Here is a 24140-nt window from a genome sequence, read left to right as displayed (position 1 = left end):
CTGGGCTATCTTTTTATTAACGCTTTAATTACAGGTAGCTGCACTATGTTTAATTTTTTCGCTAATAGCGCTGAGCAAGCATTAAAACAGTCTATTACGGCAATTGTTTCCATAGATGAAAAAAACAATATTGTCTTTTATAACAAAGCCGCGCAAAAATTATGGGGCTACACAGAAGATGAAGTACTCGGTCACAACATACGAAAACTAGTCCCTGACGAACATAAAACAAACCACGACGACTATGTAAATCATCATAGAGAAACCGGGCAAGACAAAATTGTTGGCAGCTACCGAGAAGTTGAGTTACAAACTAAATCGGGAAGTCGCATTTGGGTCGAATTAGCGCTTTCTCAGGTGAAAGTAAATAACAACAAACATTACACCGCTTTTATAAGAGATATATCAGCAGAGCGTGAAGCAAAAGAAATCAATGAGCAATCGTTAGAGCAAGCCCTTGATGCAGTTGTATGTATTGATGAAAATAATTGTATCACTTTGTATAACAAAGCCGCAGAAACACTGTGGGGTTACAGTAAACAAGAAGTAATGGGAAACAATGTAAAAATGCTAGTACCCCATGCAATACAACATAACCATGATGAGCTTGTAAATGCAAACCGAGACACAGGTGTCGATAAAATAGTTGGTACCAGTAGAGAAGTTGAAATTGAACGCAAAGATGGAACAACCGTGTGGGGGCGATTATCGCTATCGAAAATTAAATTAGCTAATCGCGTTATTTACACAGCTTTTATCAAAGATGTAACGCAAGAGGTAATAACTAGAGAAGAACAACGGATGTTGTCACTTGTTGCAAACGAAACAGACAACGCGGTAATAATCACCAATCCTAACGGCTATATTCAATATGTAAACAATGGATTTGAACGTTTAACAGGATACGCTTTAAGTGAAGTAAAAGGTAAGAAACCAGGCAGTTTTTTACAAGGCAAAGATTCTGACAAAAACATGATAGAAACGATACGCACACATCTTAAAAATCGAACTCCTTTTTATGGAGAAATATTAAACTATAAAAAATCGGGGAGTGCTTACTGGACCTCGCTATCTATCAACCCAGTAATAAGAGAAGGAAAATTAGAAAATTACATTGCAATTCAAGCTGATATATCTGAAGTAAAGCAAATGGCGCTTGATTTCACAAACAAACTAGAAACTATCGGCGAGTCTATAGCTATGTTGCAAGTGTCTCTTCATGGTGAAGTACTTGATTGTAACGAATTACTAAAAACGGCATTAAAACCCAATTTTTCTGTAGAAGAGTTTGCTAAAAATCTGATTTCTGATCTCAGCGTTGAAGAAAAAGCATTTTTAGACAAAAACAAACATATCTCAAAAACTTTTGAACTTGAAAAAAATAATCAATACAGTGCCTTTGATGCGAGAATATGTGCTCTTCGTGATGTTAATGGTCAAACCACTAGTTATATGTTTATAGGTTTAAACATAACGGAAAGAAAAAAAGCAGTTAATCAAACTCAAATATCAATGAAAGAATTATTAGATATAAGCCAAACCATCAGCAAAATAGTAGAAACAATTAATGGAATATCAGAGCAAACAAATTTACTTGCACTCAATGCTGCTATTGAAGCCGCAAGAGCAGGTGAAATGGGACGCGGTTTTGCCGTTGTTGCTGACGAGGTAAGAACTCTTGCAGGCAATTCAAAGGCATCTTCTGAAGAAATAAACGGCTACATAAAAGAAACGGTTACTAAAATTCAAGAGCTTGCAGAATTATCTAAAAAGATAGATTCATAAATCCGCTTTTAAGTAATAAGCCCACATTTGTGGGCTTATTAATGAGAACTCTTTAAAACTTAAACTAACTCAGCAAGCATCTCATCACTATAAGGTGTCACTTCTTCACCATTTTTAATTTTGCTAATGTAATCTGGGTTAGCAATAAGTGGGCGACCAATGGCAATTAAATCAAATTTATTATCGTTGATCGCTTGTTTGGCAGTTTCAAAACTATAACTACCTACACCCACTAAGGTACTTGCATAACCAGCTCGTAAAAATTCAGAGGTTGATTTACCTTCTAGTGAATCAAAACGCATGCTGTCGTCAAAAATACCGCCGTGTAAATAAGCTAACTTGCGCTTTTCAAGCTCTGGTAATAAGTAGTCAAATACTGCTTTATCACGATTATCTTCGCTCATATTAAAGTAGGCACCTGGTGTTAAACGCATAGCGGTACGCTCATTGCCGACCACATCAATAATGGCATCGGTTACTTCCAGTGCAAAACGCGACATATTTTCTGGTGCTTGCCCATACTCGTCATCACGCTCATTGGCAGCATAATGTAAAAATTGGTCAATTAAATAGCCATTAGCACCATGAATTTCCACGCCGTCAAAACCTGCTTCCATCGCGTTTTCTGCCGCTTTAGCGTAGTCAGCCACTAAGCCTTTAATATCATCTTTAGTGGCAGCTTTTGGCGTAATATAAGTTAGCTCACGCATACGCGGTACTGAACCTTCAACCCCTATCGCCGATGGCGCGAGTACATCACCACCAAAAAAGTGAGGGTGAGCAACACGGCCAACATGCCATAATTGCGCGAACATTTTACCGCCATTGGCATGCACGGCGTCAGTGACTTTTTTCCAACCTTGAACTTGTTCATTAGTGAAGATACCCGGTGTATTTGGGTAACCTTGTGCATCGGCACGAATAATAATTGCTTCACTAATAATTAATCCTACATCAGCACGGCGAGCGTAGTAATCAACCATAGCTTGTGTAGGCACTAAATTGTCATCTGCCATACAACGAGTTAGTGGTGCCATTAGTACGCGGTTTTGCAGTTCAATGCTGTTATTTAATTTAAAAGGTGAAAGTAAGTCTGTCGACATAATGTTTATCCTTTGTTGAATGTACATTCAAGATAAGGTCACTTGAATGAATATTCAAGTATAATTTTGAAACTTTGTTCAAGATTGCGTAAACTGCTTTACCTAAACGCTGCTTAAGGTAGGATTATTGTTGAGAGTTCGTTTTACCTACTCTGCCAACATGAAGAGTCATTATGAGAACTGCAGAATTTGATACAGAGTTTGTACTGCGCCAAGCAATGGCGATGTTTATGCTTCATGGCTATGCAAAAACCAGTATGCAAAAACTTACTCAAGCAACCCATTTACATCCGGGCTCGTTATACGCGGCATTTGGAAGTAAAAAAGGCATTTTTTTAGCCGCTACTGAGCAATACCAAACCGATCGCAATACACAGTTTACGGCGCTGTTTGAGCACAGCAGTTGTATTTTAGATACGCTGAAACAATACCTTAATATCATTGTGCAAGAATGCGTTGACGGTGAAGCAACCAAAGTGTGCCTGCTCACAAAAAGCATTAGCGAGGTAGAGGGTAACGATCCACAAATTTGCCACGTACTGCGTACTAATTTAACTGCATACGAGCATGCTTTTGCGCAGCAGTTACAAAAAGCAATTGATAATAAAGAAATTACCAATGGCCGAAGTGCCATAGAGCTGGCACGATTTTGTGTTATGGGTATATATGGATTACGCACCTACGCATTAACAAACCAAGACCCCGACGCACTAAACCAACTAGCCAATGAGCTACTAGCAGCCATCAGCTAAACTAAATTTTAAAGCGCAGCAGCTCGCTGCTCTTTGTATACTACACAGTGAGAGAGAGCCAAAAATGACCACCGATAATTTATCAAAGCAAGACGACGTAATTTTAGGCCTTGGCGCAAAAAAACGACTCGCATACATGTACGAAACCGTGCAGCAATTTAAGCAAGTGTGGATTTTAAACGATGACGACGGCTGCGTAATGCTCACTAACGAGGACGACGATTGCGTGCCGGTATGGCCAACACGAGAGTTCGCACAAGCCTGGGCAACCGGCGAATGGCAAGGCTGTACACCTAAAGCAATTCCAACAAACGATTGGTTTAGCCGCTGGACACCTGGCCTTGAAGAAGACGACTTACTGGTGGCCGTGTTCCCTACCGAAGAAGACGACGGCACGATTTTATTCCCTGATGAGTTTCAAGCCCAGTTGAGTAAATCAATTAAGAAGTACTAACTTCTAAAGCAGTGTTCACCTTAAACAAGCTTATTATAAGCATTAAAAGAAAAGTTTATTTACCAAAAGGTTATAAAGCATCTATTATAGTGTTGTAACTTACTTTTATAAAAATCGACCTGGGTGGACGTCAATTCCACCCCCGTAAAAAATCGAATAAAGTAATCAATGTTTAGGTAAATTTAATAAAAAATATACATTTATTTTCTGTGTTTAAATTGGGGTCTACATGCTGTTCAATTCAAAATATAAAAACAAAATTAATGAGTTAAATAACGAGTTAATTCAATTAAAAAAAACCAATGAAAAGCTTGAAGCGCAATTGTTAGCAGCAAACAGCGAGCAATCACAACAAAACGACAATGAAATAGCAAATGATACAGCCTTTGTAAAACAGCGTGAATTAAACACATTATCATTACAGTCATCTGATTTAATTAGTGACATCAGAGAAAGCTTAGCCTCAACTTCACATAAACTAATTAATGATATTACGTCATTTAAGTCATCCCAAGAATTACTTGATACAATTTTAGATATGTTAGCAACGACTTCATCGTCAACACATAATATCTCAAGAGATACAAAATCAGCCACTAAATCCGTTAAAGAATTGCAGTCAGTAACAATCGGAATTAATGATTTTGTAAACATAATTAAAGGGATTTCTGATCAAACAAATTTACTTGCACTCAATGCGGCCATCGAGGCCGCTAGAGCCGGAGAGCAAGGACGAGGCTTTGCTGTTGTGGCAGATGAAGTAAGGACGCTCGCTCAGCGCTCTTCTGATGCATCTAACGAGATCTCTAATTTAATAGCTAAGGTCAATGAGCAAATGCAAAGCGTTGTAACTAACATTACTAACGTTAGCGAAGAAAGTGATGGCATTGCAAATAGCTCATCAGAAATTGATGCTACCGCTAAAAAGGTGGTTGAACTATCACAAAATATGTATAGCGTTATTGTTAATTCAAGTGCCGATGCATTTATTCAAACAGTAAAAATGGATCACATTGTATGGAAATACGATATTTATAAAGTCATTTTAGGCCAATCAAATAAGACTGCAGAAGACTTTTCTGATCATACCATGTGTCGTTTAGGTAAATGGTATTACCAAGGTGAAGGTGCATTAAAATATTCAAGCATTAACGACTTTAAAGCATTAGAGCAACCACATGAAGATGTCCATAAGAATGGCTTTGCTGCTTTAGAAGCATTCCAATTAGGCGATATCAATACTGCTGTAGAAAAAGTATCTCTTATGGAGCAAGCAAGTTTTAAAGTAGTGGACATACTTAGCGCTTTATCACACAAAATTATGGACTATAACTGTAAGTAAAATAGTCAAAAAACACCTCACTTTGCATAGCGTTATGGTTCATAATCATTTGGCTATGCATACCAAACTTATATAAATTAATCACAAACTAATGACACCTCCACCTAAGCACTGCTGTTCAATAATCAAACTAACTAAATTATTAACCCTTTAAGTAATCGTTAACTATATTTTAATGATAGTGGGTCACGGTTTACCGATTCATCTTACCAATTTCACCGGTATTAAAAACACTTAGCCACATTACAGCAATAGTGAGCACTGTCGTTTAAATACTCTTTTTTATTTAGGTTTTAATTATGTTTAAAGTTCATTTAAGTGTTTTATTCGCGACGTTATTTACTTTGCCCGTATACTCACAAGAAGCGCAAACACAATCACTTGTGCAAAAAGCGTTAAGTAATGCGCCCACAATTATAAACTTATCAGCAAATCACCCTAAAACCCTAGTAACGCCCGCTATTAATGAGCTCGATGCCAGCCCTGAGTCGGATTTAATTCGTTATGGGCGCTTATTAATTATTGATACCTATAAACAACTTCCCAATAACGTAAATAATAAGCTCAATTGTAGCACTTGCCATCTTAATGAAGGGCGTGTAGCTAAAGCCGCGCCTTATGTGGGCATGAATGTGGTATATCCAAAGTATCGTTCACGTAATGCAAAAATAAACACCATTGAAGACAGAATTAATGGCTGTTTTCAACGCTCAATGAACGGTCAGCCACTGCCTACTAATTCAGTGCCAATGCAGGCTATTGTCAGCTACATGAACTTTTTATCACAAAATATAAAAAACAAAAACGATCTGCAAGACAACACAGGTTTTGTCACTATTAATAAAGAGCTAGTACCAAACGCCGATAACGGAAAAACTCTTTACGTTCAGCACTGTGCAAGTTGTCACCAACTAGACGGTCAAGGCTTATATCCTAATAATACTTACATGTTCCCAGCCATTGCCGGCAGTCAGTCGTTTAATGATGGTGCAGGTATGGCACGCACTTACACCGCAGCGGCATTTATTAAAGGAAATATGCCATTGGGCCAAGAAGGCATGTTAACCGAGCAACAAGCTGTTGATATTGCTTATTACTTTTCACATTTAGAACGTCCTATTTTTGCCAATAAAGCGGATGACTGGCCAAAAGGTGGCGCACCAAAAGACGTGCGTCGATAAATAACTAGATAGGTAAATAAATTAAGCATCGCTGGCGTATTTAAGTCACTCAACGCCCCTCCTATTTACTGCTTTATATTTTACTCGCTCGTCAAAAAATGCACTATGAGGCATATAACTTACCAGCTCGTCGCAGTTAATTCAGACTTTATCGCAACCTAAGTGTGGTTACATTTAAGTCAACGTACTCTTGCTTGATTAATGACAAGGTAACGACTGGTTACAATAATAAGATAATGTAAATATGAAAACTTTACTCGCCACGGCAATCAGCTCGGCGTTATTACTTTCGGGCTGCTCTGAGCCAAATGTAAACGCTGACAACAAACAGCAAACTACTGCGCAAAGTGTTTCAGCGCAAGCAAAACAAGCTACCAACCCATTATTAGAAAAAAGCACACTACAGTACGAAAACCCTGACTTTGCAGTCATCAAAGATGAGCATTTTTTACCTGCCTTTAATCAAGGTATGGCGCAGCAAATGGCGCAAGTACAAGACATTATTAATAATACAGCCCCTACGACTTTTGAAAACACCATCGTGGCACTTGAGCAAAGTGGCGAGTTATTAACGCGTGCAAGCAGCATTTTTTACAACCTTGCAGGCTCTAGCTCAAACCCAGCGCGTCGTGAGCTTCAAAAAGAACTTGCACCAAAGCTTGCAGCGCACAGAGACAACATCTTTTTAAATGATGCGTTATTTAAAAAAGTAGCCACACTTTTTGAAGAAACACGACTATTAGACGTTTACTATAAACGTTTTGTGCGCTCAGGCGCTCAGCTTAATGATGAACAAAAGCAGCAAATACGTGATATTAACTCATCGCTATCAACCTTAACGACGCAGTTTTCACAAAACTTACTTGCGCTAAGTAAAAGTAATGTTGTCATCGTAAAAGACCAAAAAGAGTTAGCTGGCTTATCGGCAGGTCAAATTGAACAATTTGCTAATGCAGCCACAGAAGCCGGCCACGAAGGGCAGTATTTAATTAAAATCACCAATACCACTCGCCAGCCTGTTTTAGCTTCATTACAAAACCGTGATTTACGCGAGAAAGTGTGGCGTGCATCTTCAGAGCGCGCGCTAGATGGTGAATTTAGTAATCGCGACATTGTTGCGCAACTAGTTAAATTAAGAGCACAAAAAGCAAAGCTACTTGGCTACAACAGCTGGGCTGAATTTGGTTTAGAGTCGCAAATGGCTAAAAAACCACAAGCTGTATTTGATATGTTTGCTAGCATGGTGCCAAGGCTAACTCAAAATGTAGCGTTAGAAGCTGCCGATATTCAAGAAAAAATAAATGCATCTGCAGAGCAGTTCGAACTTAAACCATGGGATTGGTTATATTATGCCGAGCAAGTTCGTCAAGATAAGTACAACCTTGATGAAAAAGCAGTAAAAGAATATTTTGAGTTTAACCGTGTATTAGAAGACGGTGTATTCTTTACCATGAATCGTTTGTATGGCATTACATTTAAGCCACGTAACGATCTACCTGTGTATCACCCAGATGTAAAAGCATATGAAGTATTTGACGCAAGTGGTGAAAGCCTAGCTATCTTTTTTGCTGATTATTTTGCGCGTGAAGGTAAACGTGGCGGCGCATGGATGAGCTCGTTTGTTAAACAGTCTGGTTTGCATGGGCAAAAACCTGTTGTCGTGAATGTTATGAACATTCAAAAAGGCGCCAAAGGTGAGCCGACACTTATTAGCTACGATGAAACAACCACTATGTTCCATGAGCTTGGCCATGGCTTGCACGGTATGCTTTCAAAAGTAAAATACCCAACCTTATCTGGTACGTCAGTATCAAGAGACTTTGTTGAATTCCCGTCTACGTTTGAAGAAGATTGGGCAATGCACCCCGAAGTAATTGCTAACTATGCTAAACATTATCAAACAAGCGAGCCTATTCCGGATGAATTACTTGAAAAAGTAATTAAATCAAGAAGCTTTAACCAAGGTTTTGATACATTAGAATATGTATCTGCCGCTTTATTAGATATGGAATGGCATTCATTACCAGCAGATGCCCCACTGCAAGATATTGAAAAATTTGAGCAAGATATTTTAACAAAACACGGCGTTAACGTGCCATTTGTGCCGCCGCGTTATAAGTCTGCATTCTTTTCTCATTCAATGGGGGGCGGTTACTCTGCAGGCTACTATGCCTACATGTGGAGTGAAATTTTAGTAGCTGACGCTTTTGCTTATGTACAAGAGCAAGGAGGCTTAAAACGTGAACTAGGTGACAAATACCGTAAAGAAATTTTAGAAGTCGGTAACTCGCGTGACCTTATGGAATCGTTTAAAGCATTTCGTGGCCAAGAGCCAGACACATCAGCCTTACTTAAACGTCGTGGTTTAACAGCCACGGTTGAATAACAAGCTGTTAGTAGAGCTTGATGGCTACATAGCCATTAAGCTCTGCTTTATGCTATTACATTAAACTTCAAACGCCCCTCAGCCATTTTTATGGGTATTAATAATTGCCCAGCAGCAAAACGCCCCCCACTTACCCAACCTGTTTAACCTTAGCCGAGCATGTATACGCTAAAACATCGGCATAAAAATAATCGAGTCGCGCAAGCGATAGGCTAACTGGCTAAACTTTATTACAGGCACAAAAAAAGACGCCATAAGGCGTCCTAATATAGAATAATGGTGGAGAGAGAGGGATTCGAACCCTCGTTAGGGATTAACCTAAACACACTTTCCAGGCGTGCGCCTTCAGCCACTCAGCCATCTCTCCACAATGTTGCAGTGCAACAGCGCGCTATAGTATGAAATACACTTGCTTGGTGCAAGGCCTTTTTAACATCACGCTTTTAACTGCTCAATAATCAAACTAACCACCTATAAGCAAATAAAAAAGGCGATACCTGAGTATCGCCTTTATCTAATGCATTATATTGCCATCTATTATTTTGCCATATTGGCTGTAAAATCAAGCATGCGATTTAATGATTTAAGTGCGCCTTCGCGCAAATCCATGTCAACAAACACTTCTTTACCGCTGGCATCAATCAGTGCTTCCTCAATCGCTTGTAAGCCATTCATTGCCATCCATGGGCAGTGAGCGCAAGTTTTACACGTAGCGCCGCTACCGGCCGTTGGAGCTTCGAAAAACTCTTTCTCTGGGCATAGTTGCTGCATTTTATAAAAAATACCGCGATCGGTGGCTACAATAAACTTTTTATTAGGCATAGTTTGCGCTGCTTTAATTAGCTGGCTAGTAGAGCCAACTGCATCGGCTAATTCAACAATTTCAGCCGGTGATTCTGGATGCACAAGTACGCCCGCATCTGGGTGCAATGCCTTCATGTCTTTTAAGGCTTTGGTTTTAAATTCGTCATGTACGATACATGCGCCGTTCCACATGATCATATCGGCACCGGTATTCTTTTGAATATAGCTGCCTAAATGCTTATCTGGGCCCCAAATAATTTTTTCACCTTGCTCATCTAAGTGCTCTACTATTTCAAGTGCACACGATGAGGTAACTATCCAATCAGCACGCGCTTTAACCGCGGTAGAGGTGTTAGCGTATACCACCACTTTACGGTCTGGGTGTTGATCACAAAATGCTGAAAATTCATCAACAGGGCAACCAATGTCTAATGAACAGGTTGCTTCAAGGGTGGGCATAACGACAGTTTTATTGGGGGTTAAAATTTTAGCGGTTTCACCCATAAAACGTACGCCCGCGACGATGATCATGTCGGCTTCGTGTCTAGCGCCAAAGCGTGCCATTTCCAGTGAATCGGCTACACAACCGCCTGTTTCTTCAGCGAGTGCTTGAATTTCAGGATCAGTATAATAATGAGCAACAAGCACCGCGTTTTTTTCTTGCAGTAACTGCTTTATTCGCGCTTTATATTCGCCTTTTTCGTCTTGTGTTAACGGAGCTGGCTTAGGAGGAAAGATATAGCCTTCTGGCATAATAGTTTGAGCTAAACTCATTGTTCTCGACCACTTTATTTACAGTGTAATTAATAGTGCAAATTATACGAGAAACTAACACTAAATAATAGCAATCTAACAAGGCAGTTTATAAATAAAAATTAGGGAGATAGTAGGAAATATTTCATGTCGAAGAAAGTGTACCAGAAGTGGTGGGTCATGATGGACTTGAACCATCGACCAATGGATTAAAAGTCCACTGCTCTACCAACTGAGCTAATGACCCGCTCTGGTTTACTTATAAAAAGTAAGGCTGCGTAAATCCGCCGATTATAACCATTCAATAGAGAATGGTGGGTCATGATGGACTTGAACCATCGACCAATGGATTAAAAGTCCACTGCTCTACCAACTGAGCTAATGACCCGCTCTGGTTTACTTATAAAAAGTAAGTGCACGTAAATCCGCCGATTATAACCATTCTTATTCAATAGAGAATGGTGGGTCATGATGGACTTGAACCATCGACCAATGGATTAAAAGTCCACTGCTCTACCAACTGAGCTAATGACCCGCTCTGGTTTACTTATAAAAAGTAAGTGCGCGTAAATCCGCCGATTAGACCATTCTAAATATAAAAAAGAATGGTGGGTCATGATGGACTTGAACCATCGACCAATGGATTAAAAGTCCACTGCTCTACCAACTGAGCTAATGACCCGCTCTGGTTTACTTATAAAAAGTAAGTACGCGTAAATCCGCCGATTAGACCATTCTAATATAAAAAGAATGGTGGGTCATGATGGACTTGAACCATCGACCAATGGATTAAAAGTCCACTGCTCTACCAACTGAGCTAATGACCCGCTCTGGTTTACTTATAAAAAGTAAGGCTGCGTAAATCCGCCGATTATAACCATTCAATAGAGAATGGTGGGTCATGATGGACTTGAACCATCGACCAATGGATTAAAAGTCCACTGCTCTACCAACTGAGCTAATGACCCGCTCTGGTTTACTTGTAAAAAGTAAGGCTGCGTAAATCCGCCGATTAAGACCAAACTTTATTAACAATAAAGAATGGTGGGTCATGATGGACTTGAACCATCGACCAATGGATTAAAAGTCCACTGCTCTACCAACTGAGCTAATGACCCGCTCTTTTTGTCGCATTTCGAGTGGGGTTACCATTCGTTTGCTGCGGGCGCTTATAATACTTATTTATAAAATGAGTGCAACCGAAATTGTCTCTTTTTTTAAGTTTTTATGTCTAGTTGAGCAATTTTAGACCGCTTATGACAAAAAGCAGTCTAATCAAGCATCAACATTTATTTTGATAAGCGATCTGTGGCTAATTTAGCAGCAGTTGTACTTGGGTACTGATTGATAAGCTCATTCAGTATTTTTTGTGCTTCTGCCTTCAAACCTTGCTCTTGTAAAAGTGTACCAAGCTTTAACATCGCATCTGGGCGTTTATTTGAATTTGGAAATTCGTTAACAACTACTTTAAAGTGCTCGGCTGCTTTTACACCGTCATTTTTAATCGTTAATAGTTGTCCCAGCCAATAATGTGCGTTTGAGGTGTACACTGAATTTGGATACGTTGTTAAGAACGCTTGAAATTCTGGAATAGCTTGGTCGTAGCGTTTATCTTTCATTATAAGCGCAACAGCACGTTCGTACGCTTCGTTTTCAGATAAATCGCTGCTGTAGCTCTGCTCATTACTAGGCTGTGTATAGTCTGTTGTAGGCGCTGGAGCCGTAGGCTTTGCATACGCTTGGCTAACACGGTTCTCAATTTCTTGATAAAGCTCGCGTTGACGCTGGAGTACTTTTTCAAGCTTATAGCTTTGCTCTTCAGTTACTCCGCGTATTTGACTAACTTCATCTTGCAGTAAATTGAGCTGTTGCTGTAACTCTACTTGTAAAAAATTACGCTGTTGCATCATACTTTCAAGTGTTGCTAAACGCTTTTCAATGCTTGACTGTGAACTTGCAGCTTCTGAAACAGGAGCGGGAGCAGCCATTAACTGGGTGCTCCCGCTCAATATCATGGCTGCCAAAATAATTTTCGGCTTCATAATATCTCTTATCTTAGTAAACTAGTACCGCACGGCGGTTTTTAGCGAAAGCTGCTTCTGTGCGAGTCTTAACCATTGGCTTTTCTTCGCCGTAGCTAACTACTGACATTTGGCTTGCAGAAACACCTAAGCTTTGTAGGTATTTTTCAACTGCTTGTCCACGGTGCTCACCAAGTGCAATGTTGTACTCTGGCGTACCGCGCTCATCTGCGTGGCCTTCAATTAATACTTTAACAGAAGGATTTTTAACTAAAAACTCAGCGTGTGCACGAAGTAAGTCTGCATATTTGCTTTCAACTGTCGCTTTATCAAAGTCAAAGTAGATAATTTGCTCTTGACGAAGCGCTTCGTACTTTTGACGAAGTTGCTCTTCTGCTTGTTGCTCTGGCGTCATTGTGGCTACTTCAACTGTATCCGTTGTTGTTTGCTCAACAGTTGCTTGGTTTGACTGGTTAGCTGCATTTTCGTCGATATCTGAAGATGAGCTACAAGCTGCTAGTGTCATTACTGGCACAGCAATTAGCAGGCCTTTAAGTATTTTGTTAAGTTGCATTGAGTAGATTCCTATTTTGAGTAAACCAGCAATTATTACTGTAAATATGGCGACCAAGCCGGTGCCTTTACTTGTCCATCAAGCACAGGTAAACGTGCTTTAAAACGGCCGTCCATCGATACTAGCGCAAGTACCTGTTTATTATTGTGGAGCGTGCTGTATATAATCATCGAGCCATTCGGCGCTATGCTCGGTGATTCGTCAAGGCGAGTTCGTGTTAAAACTTGAAACGCACCTGTAGCCAACTCTTTCTTAGCAAGATGATACTGTCCGTTAGTACGGTTTACCATCACTAATTCTTTTCCGTCTGGCGAAATAGAACCCGCTAGGTTCATGTCACCGTCAAAGGTTAATCTTTGCGTTCTGCCAGTTTTTAAATTTAACTTATAAATCTGAGCATTACCACCCCTTTCCGACGTAAATACTATATCTTCACCATTTGGGTACCACGAAGGTTCGGTATCTATACTACGATGGCGTGTTAATCGCGTCTCTTTACGTGTTAGTAAGTCTAATAAGTAAACCTCAGTTGCACCAGTTTTATCTTTTGACAGCACTAGCAGTAACTTTTTACCATCTGGCGAGAACTGCGGCGCGCCGTTAATTCCCTTGTAGCTGGTGATCAATTCGCGTTTACCCGTATAAATGTCTTGAATGTAAATTTGGCTCTGGCGATTTTCAAAGGTTACATACGCTAACTTAGTACCGTCAGGTGACCAAACCGGTGACATTAATGGCTCTTTTGAACGCAATAATACTTGTTCATTAAAACCATCGTAATCAGCAACCACTAACTGATAAGGCTTTTCTTCGGTATCTCGTACAATAACATAGGCTATTTTTGTTAAAAACGCGCCTTTTTCGCCAGTTAGCTTTTCATAAATAACATCACTGATGCGGTGCGAGTATCGACGAAATCCAGTTTCACCAATTACGCTTTGACGTGCTTCTAAAATATGGTCTTGGCTTTGAACAAGCTTACCGTTGCTCATCATTTGTGTTTCACCACCAGTAATTTGGCCGCGAATAACATCAACAAGCTCATAACGTACTAAGTAACGTCCGTTGGTTTGCTGTTCTACTTCACCCACTAAAACCGCTTCAACGCCTTTATTAACCCAAGCGCCGTAATCAATATCGCCGTCTTTATGTGGTTGTTGAGGCATTTGTGAAACACTAACTGGCTTAAATTTACCACTGCGCATTAGATCAGCAGCAATAACATCGCTAAGCTGCTCTGGAATAGGGCCAATACCTTGGTATTTAAAAGGCACAATCGCAATCGGTCTTGCACCGTCTATACCTTCAGTAATAACAATTTCAAGTGCCGCGTGTGCAACGCCCTGAAACCCTAATATTAAAACTAAACAGGCTATTTTAATTTTGTTAAACATGTCATCCCTTAAAACTCTGGCGCGATGGTTATATTAATATTCTTTAATTGTTCGAATACGTCTTTATCTTTCGATACCGGTAATGTGTCAGCCATGCGAACCGCTCTTAAAGCAGCTTCACACACTAACTTATCACCGCCTAACGACTTAACCTGCGTAACCAAGCCATTAAACCCAAGACGGAGATTAATGCGGCATTGCTGGTTTTTCATTTTTTCATCAATTAATAAGTTTTGCTGAATACGCGCCATAATTAATGCACGGTATTTATCAACTTCACTCACTACTTGCTGTTGACGTATTTTATTACGAGCAGCCTGCTCTTTGGCAAGTTGCTCTTGCAGTATTTGTTCTTGCAATGCTTGCTGACGTTTACGCTCGGCTTCTTCAGCACGTTTTTTACGCTCTTCTTCCGCTTTTTTAAGCGCGGCTTCTTCGGCTTTGCGTTTGTCGGCAGCCGCTTTAGCAGCATCTTCAGCTTCTTGCTTTTGCTTTTGCGCTTGTTTGGCTTTTGCTCGCTCACGTTGTTCTATTTCGCGGGCTTTTTTAGCTTGAGCTTCGGCTTCGGCTCTTTCTTTCTCTTTAGCTTTACGCTGCTGCTCTAGCTTTTTAATGCGTCTTGCTTCAGATTCACTTTGCTTACGTGCATCGGCTGCACGGCGCTCTAAATCACGAATGCGTTTATCTTCAGCGCGCTTTTTATCTTCTTCTTTTTTGCGTAACTCAGCAATTTTTTGCTCAACCTGCTGTTGATCCACGGTCACAGCAGACACCGCATTTTCTGGCTCAGGAATGGCGGCATTAAGCGTCACTTCCATTACTTTAGGTTTAGGTGGATGAATGTTTGCTGATGCATACAAAAATCCCCCTAATGCTAAATGCAGTATTACTGATTTGATTAACGACGTATTCATATGACTACTTGGTCCCCTCAAAGGATTCGGTCATTAAGCCTACCGATGGTACACCTGCATTCTTCAAAAAATCCATGAGCAGTAACACTTCTTGATACGACACTTTACCTGAGCCTTTAATCATTACTGGGGTATCAGGGTTTTTCATTAGTTGTAGTTTAATTACAGCGGCTACATCTAATGCTTCCATTGGCTCTTCCGGATCAGTACCTATGCTTACATAGTATTTACCTTGCGAATCAATAGAGGCAATAATGGGCGGCGTATCTTTGGTATCAACTAAGTCTGACTCTTCCATTTTTGGTAGGTCTACTTTTACGCCATGGGTTATTAATGGCGCAGTGGCCATAAATATAATAAGCAACACCAACATTACATCAATGTATGGTACTACATTAATTTCTGCGACTGGGCGACGCTTTTTACGCTGGTACATTCGCTTGAGCCTCTATTTGGGTAGCTGCTTGACGGTGTAAAATATTGGCAAATTCTTCCATAAAGTTAATGTAATGAGATTCTAACTTTTCAACTTTATTAGCAAATCGGTTATAGGCAATAACGGCAGGAATAGCCGCAAATAAACCCATTGCTGTTGCAATCAAAGCTTCTGCTATACCTGGTGCAACCATTTGTAAGGTTGCTTGTTTTACTTCACCTAAGGCAATAAAGGCATTCATAATACCCCATACTGTACCAAACAAACCTATGTAGGGGCTAATTGACCCAACGGTTGCTAAAAACGATAAGCTTGATTCTAGTTTTTCTATTTCACGAGAAAGCGCAACCCGCATTGAACGGTGCGTGCCTTCCATAACAATGCCTGCACTTTGAAAGGTATTTTTTTTGTGGCGTGCAAACTCTTTAAAACCTGAGGTGAATAACGCTTCAATACCCGTTGATTGACCACCGCGTGATGAAATTTCGTTATATAGCTTACTTAGGTCAACACCAGACCAAAAACGTTGCTCAAATTTTTTGGCATTTGCTAAGGCGTCAGAGATGGCTTTTTTACGTTGAAAAATAATAGCCCACGACATAACCGACATAGCAACCAACGCTAGCATTACTAATTGCACAAGCAAACTGGCTTCTAGAATTAGATCTAAAAAATTAAGCCCTGATCCCACGTTAAACTCCTAAATAATTAAAAACATCAAATTGATTTATTTGAGTAAGGTAACTTTGTAACACATTAGCCACCATTAAAGTTCAGCTAGTGTATCTAGTGTATTTCCTGCTGACAACGATATTGCTGTGAATAGCCAACAAAAAACGTTAAAAAAATAGTTTTACTACTTAACTCTTGTTTTACTGTATAAATAAATAACAATAAGGCTATCTATGAGCCCGCTTAATTTCACTAAAGAGTCACAGAAATACGCTGTTTATTCAAAATTAATGCATAAGCACTCATAAACACTACACGCTTACCTTAACGTAATAGTAAAACTAATACCGAACGTTTATATGTTAATATACATAAACAAAGCATTTCATTAACTTATAGAATTAATGGTTAATTAACATGCAACATTAAGTAAAAACAGAAAACCCCTGCTATTAGTTTTTTTAATCTGAAAATATAAATTTTCTAGTTTGAACAAATTCTGCCGCTTCGGTATTATTCTTCCATACCGAGCTAGCGCATTAAATGAAAGCTATTTCATTGAATCCAGTTCTTCGTAATATGATTTATTTCGTATTACTTTTTTACTTCTTGGGGTATGACCTCAATAAGTAAAACGTAGTTCCCTAGATTACTTCCTTAAACTTGTTGTTTGCCCGCATTATTTGCGGGCTTTTTTTTGCCCGCAATTTGTCAAATCAGCTACACTCGGCCTCAGTAACGTTACAGCAGGCGCACAATAGCCTGATATGTCTTAACGCTCAGTGAATTATTGGCAAAGTAAAATACGTCTAAATTTAGCTTTTGCTCATACTAAAAAGCCACTGTCGTTAAAATGACAGTGGCTTTAGAAAGAGTCTAGTTATTCTGGTTATTTAATCTTTTTTAGGTAACAAGCCAAAATGGTGGTACGCATTATCAGAGACAATTCGCCCTCGCGGCGTACGCTGAATAAATCCTTGTTGAATTAAAAAGGGTTCAATCACATCTTCTATGGTTTCTTTCTCTTCGCCTATTGCCGCGGCTAAGTTGTCAAGGCCAACAGGGCCACCCATAAACTTTTCGATGATGGCGAGTAAATATTTACGGTCCATGTAATCAAAACCGCTTTTATCAACGTCAATCATGTCGAGGGCTTGTTGAGCTACCTCAGTATTAACCGTACCGTCTGACTTTACTTGGGTGTAATCGCGCACTCGGCGCAACAAACGATTTGCAATACGTGGCGTACCGCGCGAACGTTTGGCTATTTCGGCCGCGCCATCGTCACACATTTCTAAACTAAGATAATGCGCTGAGCGCCCCACAATATGTGATAAGTCTTCCACAGAGTAAAACTCTAAGCGTTGAACAATACCAAAACGGTCACGCAGTGGAGAAGTTAATGATCCCGCACGGGTAGTTGCACCAATGAGTGTAAACGCGGGTAAATCAAGCTTAATAGAACGCGCTGCAGGGCCTTCACCTATCATAATATCGAGCTGGTAATCTTCCATTGCGGGGTAGAGTATTTCTTCAACTTGCGGGCTCAAACGGTGAATTTCATCAATAAACAGTACATCACCTTCTTCAAGGTTAGTGAGCAATGCGGCTAAATCGCCCGCTTTTTCAAGCACAGGCCCAGACGTGGTTTTAATATTTACGTTTAATTCGTTCGCCACAATATTAGCAAGCGTGGTTTTACCTAAGCCTGGTGGGCCAAATATCAATAAGTGATCCAACGCTTCGCTGCGGCTACGCGCAGCTTCAATAAATATTTCCATTTGTTGCTTAACATGCGGCTGACCACGATAGTCGGCCAGTAACTTAGGCCTAATAGCACGGTCTATGGTGTCTTCGTTGGTTTTTTCAGCAGCATCTATTAAGCGATCAGCTTCGATCATAATTTACTCACAGCATTGATTTCAAAGATTCTTTAATTAGAACCTCAGTCGACATATCGGGTTTGCTTACTGATTTTACTGCTTTTTGCGCTTGTGGCAATTTATAACCGAGCGCCACTAACGCCGAAACCGCATCATCAGCCGCATTATTGGCTATAGTTGCATCGCTCGCAGGCTCTATTACGGCGCTATCGCTAAATGGGGTAAATAAGTCATTACCCCAATTTTTTAATCTGTCTTTCATTTCGAGCACTAAGCGCTCTGCGGTCTTTTTGCCCACCCCTGGCAGTTTAACCAAGGCAGTGGCATCTTCATTATTTACACAACTTACAAACTGCTGCGCCGACATGCCCGACAAAATGGCTAAGCCTAATTTAGGCCCTACTCCATTGGCTTTTAACAGCTCTCTAAATAACGCACGTTCGGTTTTATTATTAAAGCCAAACAATAACTGTGCGTCTTCGCGTACTACAAAATGAGTGTACACAATGGCGTTGTCGCCTACTTTAGGCAAATCGTAAAAACAGGTCATTGGCATTTGTACTTCGTAGCCAACGCCGCTCACTTCTAATAGTATTTCTGGGGGCTGTTTTTCAACTAACACGCCGTTTAAGCGACCTATCATTGTTATTTCCTTAGACGTCCTCTAACGGTTTTGCTTGCGCTACCCGCTAGTTTTATTAAATTTTGTTCAGAGTGGGCATGGCAAATTGCAATTGCAAGCGCATCCGCCGCATCGGCTTGCGGCGTACCTGGCAGTTTAAGTATGTTTTTAACCATATGTTGAACTTGCGATTTATCTGCCCCACCGTTACCCACAACGGCTTGCTTTATTTGCCGTGCTGAGTATTCAAAAACCGGTAAGTCGGCCATAGAGGCACCGACAATCGCAGCACCACGGGCTTGACCTAGCTTTAAAGCAGAATCAGGGTTATGCGCCATAAATACTTTTTCTATAGCAAATGTTTCAGGCGAAAATTGCTCTATAAGTTGCGTAATGCCCTGGTAAATCATTTTAAGTCGGGTGGGAAAGTCATGATCGGCTAATTTAATACAGCCACTGCCTAAGTATGTAAACTTGGCACCTTGATGCGCAACCACACCGTAACCCGTTAAACGCGAGCCCGGATCGATCCCTAAAATTATGGCCAAACAGCACTCTCATTATTGTTATTTATTAATAGTGCTAATAATGCCAGAGCACTGTATAAATTACCAGTACAAAGCAAAAACAAAAATGCCTACTTAAAAAGTAGGCATTTAAACGCTATTTGGCCGCAAAGTTTACGCCAATGCGCGTACTAAGCCTTGGGTATTTTGTTTAAGCGTACGGGCAATCATAAAATAGCCTAACCCTGCTACAAACACGCCGCCAGCAACGGGGCCTATAATCCAAATATTAGGATGCAGCTTACCCGCTAAATCAAACATTTGCTGCTGAACAATCAATAACGCAATATCGCTGAAAAATGCAGCCACCAGTCCGGCTAAACCGCCCAGTAATAAAAACTCATACAAGGTGGCATTTTTGATTAATCGGCTTTTAGCGCCCAAAGTACGCAGTATCACAATTTCTTGCATCCGCTCACCTAAGCTTGCTTGCACCTGCGATATAAGTACCAACGCGCCACACAACACCACAATAGCCAGTACAAAGCCAATAGCTAACGACACTTGCTCAATAGTCGATTGAATTTGTTTAACAAAGTTGTCTACATCAATCGCTGTAATAGTGGGATATGCCCGCAATAGCTGGCTAAAGTCGCGCTTTTGCTCAGGCTCAATACGTACTGATGAAATATACGTGGCCGGAAAGCTGCTCAACACATCAGGGCTTAAAATAATGAAAAAGTTAGGTTTAAGCGTGGCCCAATTAACTTTACGTACACTGGTAATTTTAGCGTCGAACGACTGCGCACCAATTAAAAACGTGAGGGTATCGCCCATTTTCACATCAAGGCGCTTCATCATCGACTCTTCAAGTGAGGCCTCAGCTACTGCGTCATCGCCAAACCACTGGCCATCGATAATGTCATTTTGTGAAGGGACTTCCTCAAGCCAAGTTAAGTTAAGCTCGCGGCCAATACCTGAGCGGGCTTCTTCGTCTTTTTTCTCGTTGTCTTGCAATGACACTTCACGTGCTACTGCTTCGCCATTTACTGCATTCACGCGGCCACGAATCGTTGGGTAAAACTCCGACACTTGAATGCCTTTTTGCGCTAAGTATTCATTTACCGGATCCAGCTCATTTTGCGTAATATTAACCAAAAAGGCATTAGGTGCATCGCTTGGTAACTGAGACTGCCAATCCGAAATAATGTCGTTTTTTAGCACAATTAAAAACAACAGTAATTTAATCGCTAGCGAAAAACTAATTAGCTGCACCGCATTAACGTTGGCGCGCTTTTGAATAGACGCAATAGCCAACGACCAGCTGTTACCTGGCTTTAAGCCAAGCTTTCGGCCCCCGCCAAATATTAATTTAGAAATTAAAAACAACACTAAAATAAGCGCAAGCGTTGAGGCAAATAAAATAAGGGTAATTTTAATATTGTTACTAAATAACCACATTAATAAAAATACCGTTAAGGCGCTAAGCCCTAAATGGATTTTACTTACCGCAAGGCGGTCGCCTAAATTACGGCGAAGCACTCTAAGTGGTGGAATATCAAATAAATCTAACAATGGCTTAATAGAAAACATAACCGCACAAATAACCCCGGTGCTAATAGCCACCAGCCAAGGTTTTAACCCTGCCATGGGCAGTTCGGTTCCCATGCTTTTTGCAAGGTAACCAGTTGCAACTTCTTGTAAGCCGTAACCAATAGCAAGGCCAACGACTACCGCCATGGTACACACCATTAATAAGTGCATAAGGTAAATTTTGCGGATCATATCGCGGCTGCCACCTAAGGTTTTCATCATTGCGACTGGGTCATATTGGCGCTCACAATAGCGCTTAGCCGATACTGCAATAGCAACCGCGGCTAATATAATGCCCAGCAAACCTGCTAACAATAAAAAGCTTTCGGCTCTGTTTAAGCTATTTGAAATAGGAGACTGGCGGTCTTTTACACCATACCAGTTTTGGTTTTCTTTGAGTTGCGGCTTTAACCAGTCGTAAAAACTATTGATGTCGTTTTCATCACCTGCATATAACTGGCGGTAAAATACACGACTGCCTGGCTGTATTACTTCGGTTTTTGCCACATCATCTATGTTTATGAGCACCCTACGGCTACTAGAGAACACATTAAATGGCGCATCGGGTTCTTCTACAATCACCTTTTCAACATTAAATAACGCGGCACCTAATTCAACTTGGTCGCCTACGTTTATGTTTAAGCTATAAAAAACTGACTCACTTAACCATACGTTACCAAGGCTTGGCGCACCGGGTGCAACCTCAGTTTGGGCATTCAAACCCGACTTAACTTTCAATTGGCCTTTAAGCGGGTAACTGTTTGATGCAGCCTTCACCGAGCTAAACTGCATTTGATCGTTTGCAAACAGCATAGTGTCAAAGTACACCATTTGTGCAGTTTGTAAGTTTTGTTGTTCTGCTTTGGTTATAAAGGCGGTATCTATAGCGTGATTGCTGGCAAGAACACGATCTGCTGCTATAAATGCACTGCTTTTTTGTGCAATACTTTGTGCAATTCGCTCAGTTACCATAGATAAAGTAAGCACGGTTAATACCGCTAAAGCAATGGCAGCACTTATTACGGTTAGTTCACCACGGCGAAACTCACGAGAAAATAATTTAAGCGCTAATTTAGCCCACATTTGCCATTTCCTCTGTTGAATTTTGTACCAGCTCCCCCGCCTCTATTTGAATAATGCGTTCACATTTTTGTGCTAAGGCTTCATCGTGAGTGACTAAAATGAGGGTTGTACCGTTTTGCTTATTTAAATCAAATAATAACGACTCAATCATATGGCCATTTTTGCTATCTAAGTTAGCTGATGGCTCATCGGCAAACAATATTTTTGGTGAACCCACAAATGCACGGGCAATCGCAACACGTTGTTGCTCACCACCAGATAACTGCGACGGGTAATGATCAACCCGATGGCTTAAGCCTACTTTTTCAAGCAAAGCGAGCGCTTGTTCTTTGGCGTCTTCTTTACCTGCAAGCTCTGCTGGTAGCATCACGTTTTCAAGTGCAGTTAAACTTTGTACCAACATAAAAGACTGAAATACAAAGCCAACTTTTGCAGCTCTGAGTGCGGCCCGCGCTTCTTCGTCTAATTCGTGCAGCGGCTCCCCATCTAACATTACTTCGCCGCTGCTTGCCGTATCAAGCCCTGCTAATAAACTTAATAAAGTGGATTTACCTGAGCCCGACGTGCCAACAACAGCAACAGACTCACCGTGCTTGACATTAAAGCTGATGTCGCTGAGGATGGACAACTCACCTTCAAGGGTAGATACAACTTTAGACAAACCATTTACTTGAATTATATTTAATTGAGAAAGCGCTGACATATGACTCATTCAATCCTACGTTTTGTATTTATTTTATTTTTAGTTATTAACCCCCTTACTGCGGCAGCTAACAACACGATTTTAATACTTGGTGACAGTTTAAGCGCAGCCTATGGCTTAAAACAAGAACAAGGCTGGGTGCAATTGTTACAAGATAAATACGATGCCGAGCAACGTAATATCAACTTAGTTAATGCCAGTATTAGTGGTGAAACCACTGGTGGCGCCCTGCGCAGACTTGATACATTGCTTGAGCAATATCAACCAACTCATGTGCTCATAGAGCTTGGCGCTAATGACGGCCTACGCGGTTTTCCAGTTACTAAAATGCAAGACAACTTGACCGCTCTAATTGAAAAAAGCCAAGCAATAGATGCACAAACCGCGCTAATGGAAATTTATATTCCACCTAACTATGGCCCACGTTACAGTAAAATGTTCACCGATAGTTTTGCCAGTGTTAGCAAAGCCACAGGCTCGTATTTAATGCCGTTTTTTGTACTTAAAGTAGCAGGCAAAAGCGAGCTAATGCAAAACGATAACTTACACCCTAACAAAACTGCGCAACCAATACTACGAGATGAAATGTATAACACGATCAACCAGTGGTTAAATAAAGAGTAAGGCCGTGTAAAACTTCTGGCGCAAGCGCTTAATATTAAACGCTTGCGCAATAAACATCCAAACAAACAAATGCTTATTGATTTTTTTAAAAATACACGTACTATTGCAGTCGAAGTCGGTATGTGGCGCAGCTTGGTAGCGCACTGTCATGGGGTGGCAGGGGTCGAGAGTTCGAATCTCTCCATACCGACCATTTAAATCCTTTCAAAACTCAGTTTTATCCAGTAAAAACCATTTCCCTTTCGCACTACCTAATTTAATAATAAAAAATATCGCACATTTATCGCACCAACCAATTTATTAGCTGTTTTCCTGCTTTTTGATTTCAGAGGTATTGAGATTATGTGACGCCACAGTTAAATACTTTTCAAATAATAAAGAAGCACATACCTACTTTTAATTTTTGATGTATTGGCTTGAGTTCGTTGATATGCAGCTGTGGGCAGGCACTCAATAATTATGATGTCTGAAGTCAAGATTTGGGCCTTTTCTATACATTAGTTTGTTTTCAAGCCATGCCGAGCGCCAATAAACAGTTAACACAAATAGTAGCAG

20 protein-coding genes and 9 tRNA genes are annotated in these 24140 nt (G+C 40.5%); 8 read left to right on the top strand and 21 right to left on the bottom strand.

Features of this window, described 5'->3' with window-relative positions; all coding sequences use genetic code 11:
* The first annotated feature begins 45 nt into the window (after window positions 1-45).
* Complete coding sequence (locus PISS_RS06025; protein WP_058154433.1) at window positions 46-1785, top strand: PAS domain S-box protein; 1740 nt, start codon at window positions 46-48, stop codon at window positions 1783-1785.
* Window positions 1786-1844: 59 nt separating this feature from the next.
* Here PISS_RS06025 and PISS_RS06020 read toward each other — a convergent pair whose 3' ends face one another.
* Window positions 1845-2888 (bottom strand): alkene reductase, encoded by a 1044-nt coding sequence (locus PISS_RS06020; RefSeq protein WP_058154432.1) that lies wholly within the window; start codon window positions 2886-2888, stop codon window positions 1845-1847.
* A 173-nt stretch (window positions 2889-3061) separates the two neighbouring features.
* Between PISS_RS06020 and PISS_RS06015 the strand changes: the two genes are divergently transcribed.
* The 5 genes from PISS_RS06015 (at window position 3062) to PISS_RS05995 (ending at window position 9003) form a co-directional block, all read left to right on the top strand.
* The gene (locus PISS_RS06015; RefSeq protein WP_013464648.1) at window positions 3062-3640 is read left to right on the top strand and encodes a TetR/AcrR family transcriptional regulator; all 579 of its coding nucleotides are present in this window, start codon (window positions 3062-3064) and stop codon (window positions 3638-3640) included.
* 64 nt (window positions 3641-3704) lie between these two features.
* On the top strand, window positions 3705-4094 hold the full coding sequence (locus tag PISS_RS06010) for a DUF2750 domain-containing protein (RefSeq protein WP_058154431.1): 390 nt from the start codon (window positions 3705-3707) through the stop codon (window positions 4092-4094).
* Between the two features lie 229 nt (window positions 4095-4323).
* Window positions 4324-5436, top strand: a complete 1113-nt coding sequence (locus PISS_RS06005; protein ID WP_013464646.1) for a methyl-accepting chemotaxis protein — start codon at window positions 4324-4326, stop codon at window positions 5434-5436.
* 299 nt (window positions 5437-5735) lie between these two features.
* Complete coding sequence (locus PISS_RS06000) at window positions 5736-6617, top strand: c-type cytochrome (protein ID WP_058154430.1); 882 nt, start codon at window positions 5736-5738, stop codon at window positions 6615-6617.
* 244 nt (window positions 6618-6861) lie between these two features.
* A complete protein-coding gene (locus PISS_RS05995) occupies window positions 6862-9003 on the top strand; it encodes a M3 family metallopeptidase (RefSeq protein ID WP_058154429.1) in 2142 nt (713 codons plus the stop codon).
* A 277-nt stretch (window positions 9004-9280) separates the two neighbouring features.
* On the opposite strand, the gene PISS_RS05990 is transcribed toward PISS_RS05995, so the two are convergent.
* The 20 genes from PISS_RS05990 to PISS_RS05895 form a co-directional block, all read right to left on the bottom strand.
* Window positions 9281-9370, bottom strand: a tRNA-Ser gene (locus PISS_RS05990).
* A gap of 170 nt (window positions 9371-9540) precedes the next feature.
* Window positions 9541-10581 (bottom strand): quinolinate synthase NadA, encoded by a 1041-nt coding sequence (gene nadA, locus PISS_RS05985; RefSeq protein ID WP_013464643.1) that lies wholly within the window; start codon window positions 10579-10581, stop codon window positions 9541-9543.
* A gap of 150 nt (window positions 10582-10731) precedes the next feature.
* Window positions 10732-10807, bottom strand: a tRNA-Lys gene (locus PISS_RS05980).
* A 65-nt stretch (window positions 10808-10872) separates the two neighbouring features.
* Window positions 10873-10948 (bottom strand) — tRNA-Lys (locus tag PISS_RS05975).
* Window positions 10949-11019: 71 nt separating this feature from the next.
* Window positions 11020-11095 (bottom strand) — tRNA-Lys (locus PISS_RS05970).
* 71 nt (window positions 11096-11166) lie between these two features.
* Window positions 11167-11242 (bottom strand) — tRNA-Lys (locus PISS_RS05965).
* 69 nt (window positions 11243-11311) lie between these two features.
* A tRNA-Lys gene (locus tag PISS_RS05960) sits at window positions 11312-11387 on the bottom strand.
* A 65-nt stretch (window positions 11388-11452) separates the two neighbouring features.
* Window positions 11453-11528: transfer RNA gene (locus tag PISS_RS05955), tRNA-Lys, on the bottom strand.
* A 74-nt stretch (window positions 11529-11602) separates the two neighbouring features.
* Window positions 11603-11678: transfer RNA gene (locus PISS_RS05950), tRNA-Lys, on the bottom strand.
* A 171-nt stretch (window positions 11679-11849) separates the two neighbouring features.
* Window positions 11850-12602 carry a tol-pal system protein YbgF gene (ybgF, locus tag PISS_RS05945; protein WP_016899823.1) on the bottom strand — a complete coding sequence of 251 codons (753 nt, stop codon included), beginning with the start codon at window positions 12600-12602 and terminating at the stop codon, window positions 11850-11852.
* Window positions 12603-12615: 13 nt separating this feature from the next.
* Window positions 12616-13155, bottom strand: coding sequence for a peptidoglycan-associated lipoprotein Pal (gene pal, locus PISS_RS05940; protein WP_013464641.1), 540 nt, complete (start codon window positions 13153-13155; stop codon window positions 12616-12618).
* Window positions 13156-13190: 35 nt separating this feature from the next.
* Window positions 13191-14549 carry a Tol-Pal system beta propeller repeat protein TolB gene (tolB, locus tag PISS_RS05935; protein WP_013464640.1) on the bottom strand — a complete coding sequence of 453 codons (1359 nt, stop codon included), beginning with the start codon at window positions 14547-14549 and terminating at the stop codon, window positions 13191-13193.
* Window positions 14550-14557: 8 nt separating this feature from the next.
* Complete coding sequence (gene tolA, locus PISS_RS05930; protein WP_024601153.1) at window positions 14558-15463, bottom strand: cell envelope integrity protein TolA; 906 nt, start codon at window positions 15461-15463, stop codon at window positions 14558-14560.
* Between the two features lie 4 nt (window positions 15464-15467).
* Entirely contained in the window at window positions 15468-15899 is a 432-nt protein-coding gene (gene tolR / locus PISS_RS05925; RefSeq protein WP_016899822.1) for a protein TolR, read from the bottom strand.
* Window positions 15886-16590: a protein TolQ gene (gene tolQ / locus PISS_RS05920; RefSeq protein ID WP_016899821.1), complete on the bottom strand. Its 705-nt coding sequence runs from the start codon at window positions 16588-16590 to the stop codon at window positions 15886-15888. Before tolQ ends, tolR begins: the two co-directional genes overlap by 14 nt.
* Window positions 16591-17464: 874 nt before the next feature.
* Window positions 17465-18472 (bottom strand): Holliday junction branch migration DNA helicase RuvB, encoded by a 1008-nt coding sequence (ruvB, locus tag PISS_RS05915; RefSeq protein WP_058154428.1) that lies wholly within the window; start codon window positions 18470-18472, stop codon window positions 17465-17467.
* Window positions 18473-18479: 7 nt separating this feature from the next.
* Window positions 18480-19097 carry a Holliday junction branch migration protein RuvA gene (gene ruvA, locus PISS_RS05910; RefSeq protein ID WP_008114133.1) on the bottom strand — a complete coding sequence of 206 codons (618 nt, stop codon included), beginning with the start codon at window positions 19095-19097 and terminating at the stop codon, window positions 18480-18482.
* Between the two features lie 2 nt (window positions 19098-19099).
* Window positions 19100-19624, bottom strand: coding sequence for a crossover junction endodeoxyribonuclease RuvC (gene ruvC / locus PISS_RS05905; RefSeq protein WP_008114131.1), 525 nt, complete (start codon window positions 19622-19624; stop codon window positions 19100-19102).
* A gap of 132 nt (window positions 19625-19756) precedes the next feature.
* The gene (locus tag PISS_RS05900) at window positions 19757-22258 is read right to left on the bottom strand and encodes an ABC transporter permease (protein ID WP_058154427.1); all 2502 of its coding nucleotides are present in this window, start codon (window positions 22256-22258) and stop codon (window positions 19757-19759) included.
* Window positions 22248-22961 (bottom strand): ABC transporter ATP-binding protein, encoded by a 714-nt coding sequence (locus tag PISS_RS05895; RefSeq protein ID WP_008114127.1) that lies wholly within the window; start codon window positions 22959-22961, stop codon window positions 22248-22250. Before PISS_RS05895 ends, PISS_RS05900 begins: the two co-directional genes overlap by 11 nt.
* Between PISS_RS05895 and PISS_RS05890 the strand changes: the two genes are divergently transcribed.
* The gene (locus PISS_RS05890) at window positions 22962-23585 is read left to right on the top strand and encodes an arylesterase (protein WP_058154426.1); all 624 of its coding nucleotides are present in this window, start codon (window positions 22962-22964) and stop codon (window positions 23583-23585) included. It abuts the gene before it with no gap.
* A 116-nt stretch (window positions 23586-23701) separates the two neighbouring features.
* A tRNA-Pro gene (locus tag PISS_RS05885) sits at window positions 23702-23778 on the top strand.
* Window positions 23779-24140: the final 362 nt, after the last annotated feature.

The sequence above is a fragment of the Pseudoalteromonas issachenkonii genome, from assembly GCF_002310795.1.
Taxonomy (GTDB): Bacteria; Pseudomonadota; Gammaproteobacteria; order Enterobacterales; family Alteromonadaceae; genus Pseudoalteromonas; species Pseudoalteromonas tetraodonis.
The sequence above is the reverse complement of the archived record's forward strand: the minus strand, read 5'-3'. Positions and strand labels throughout refer to the sequence as shown.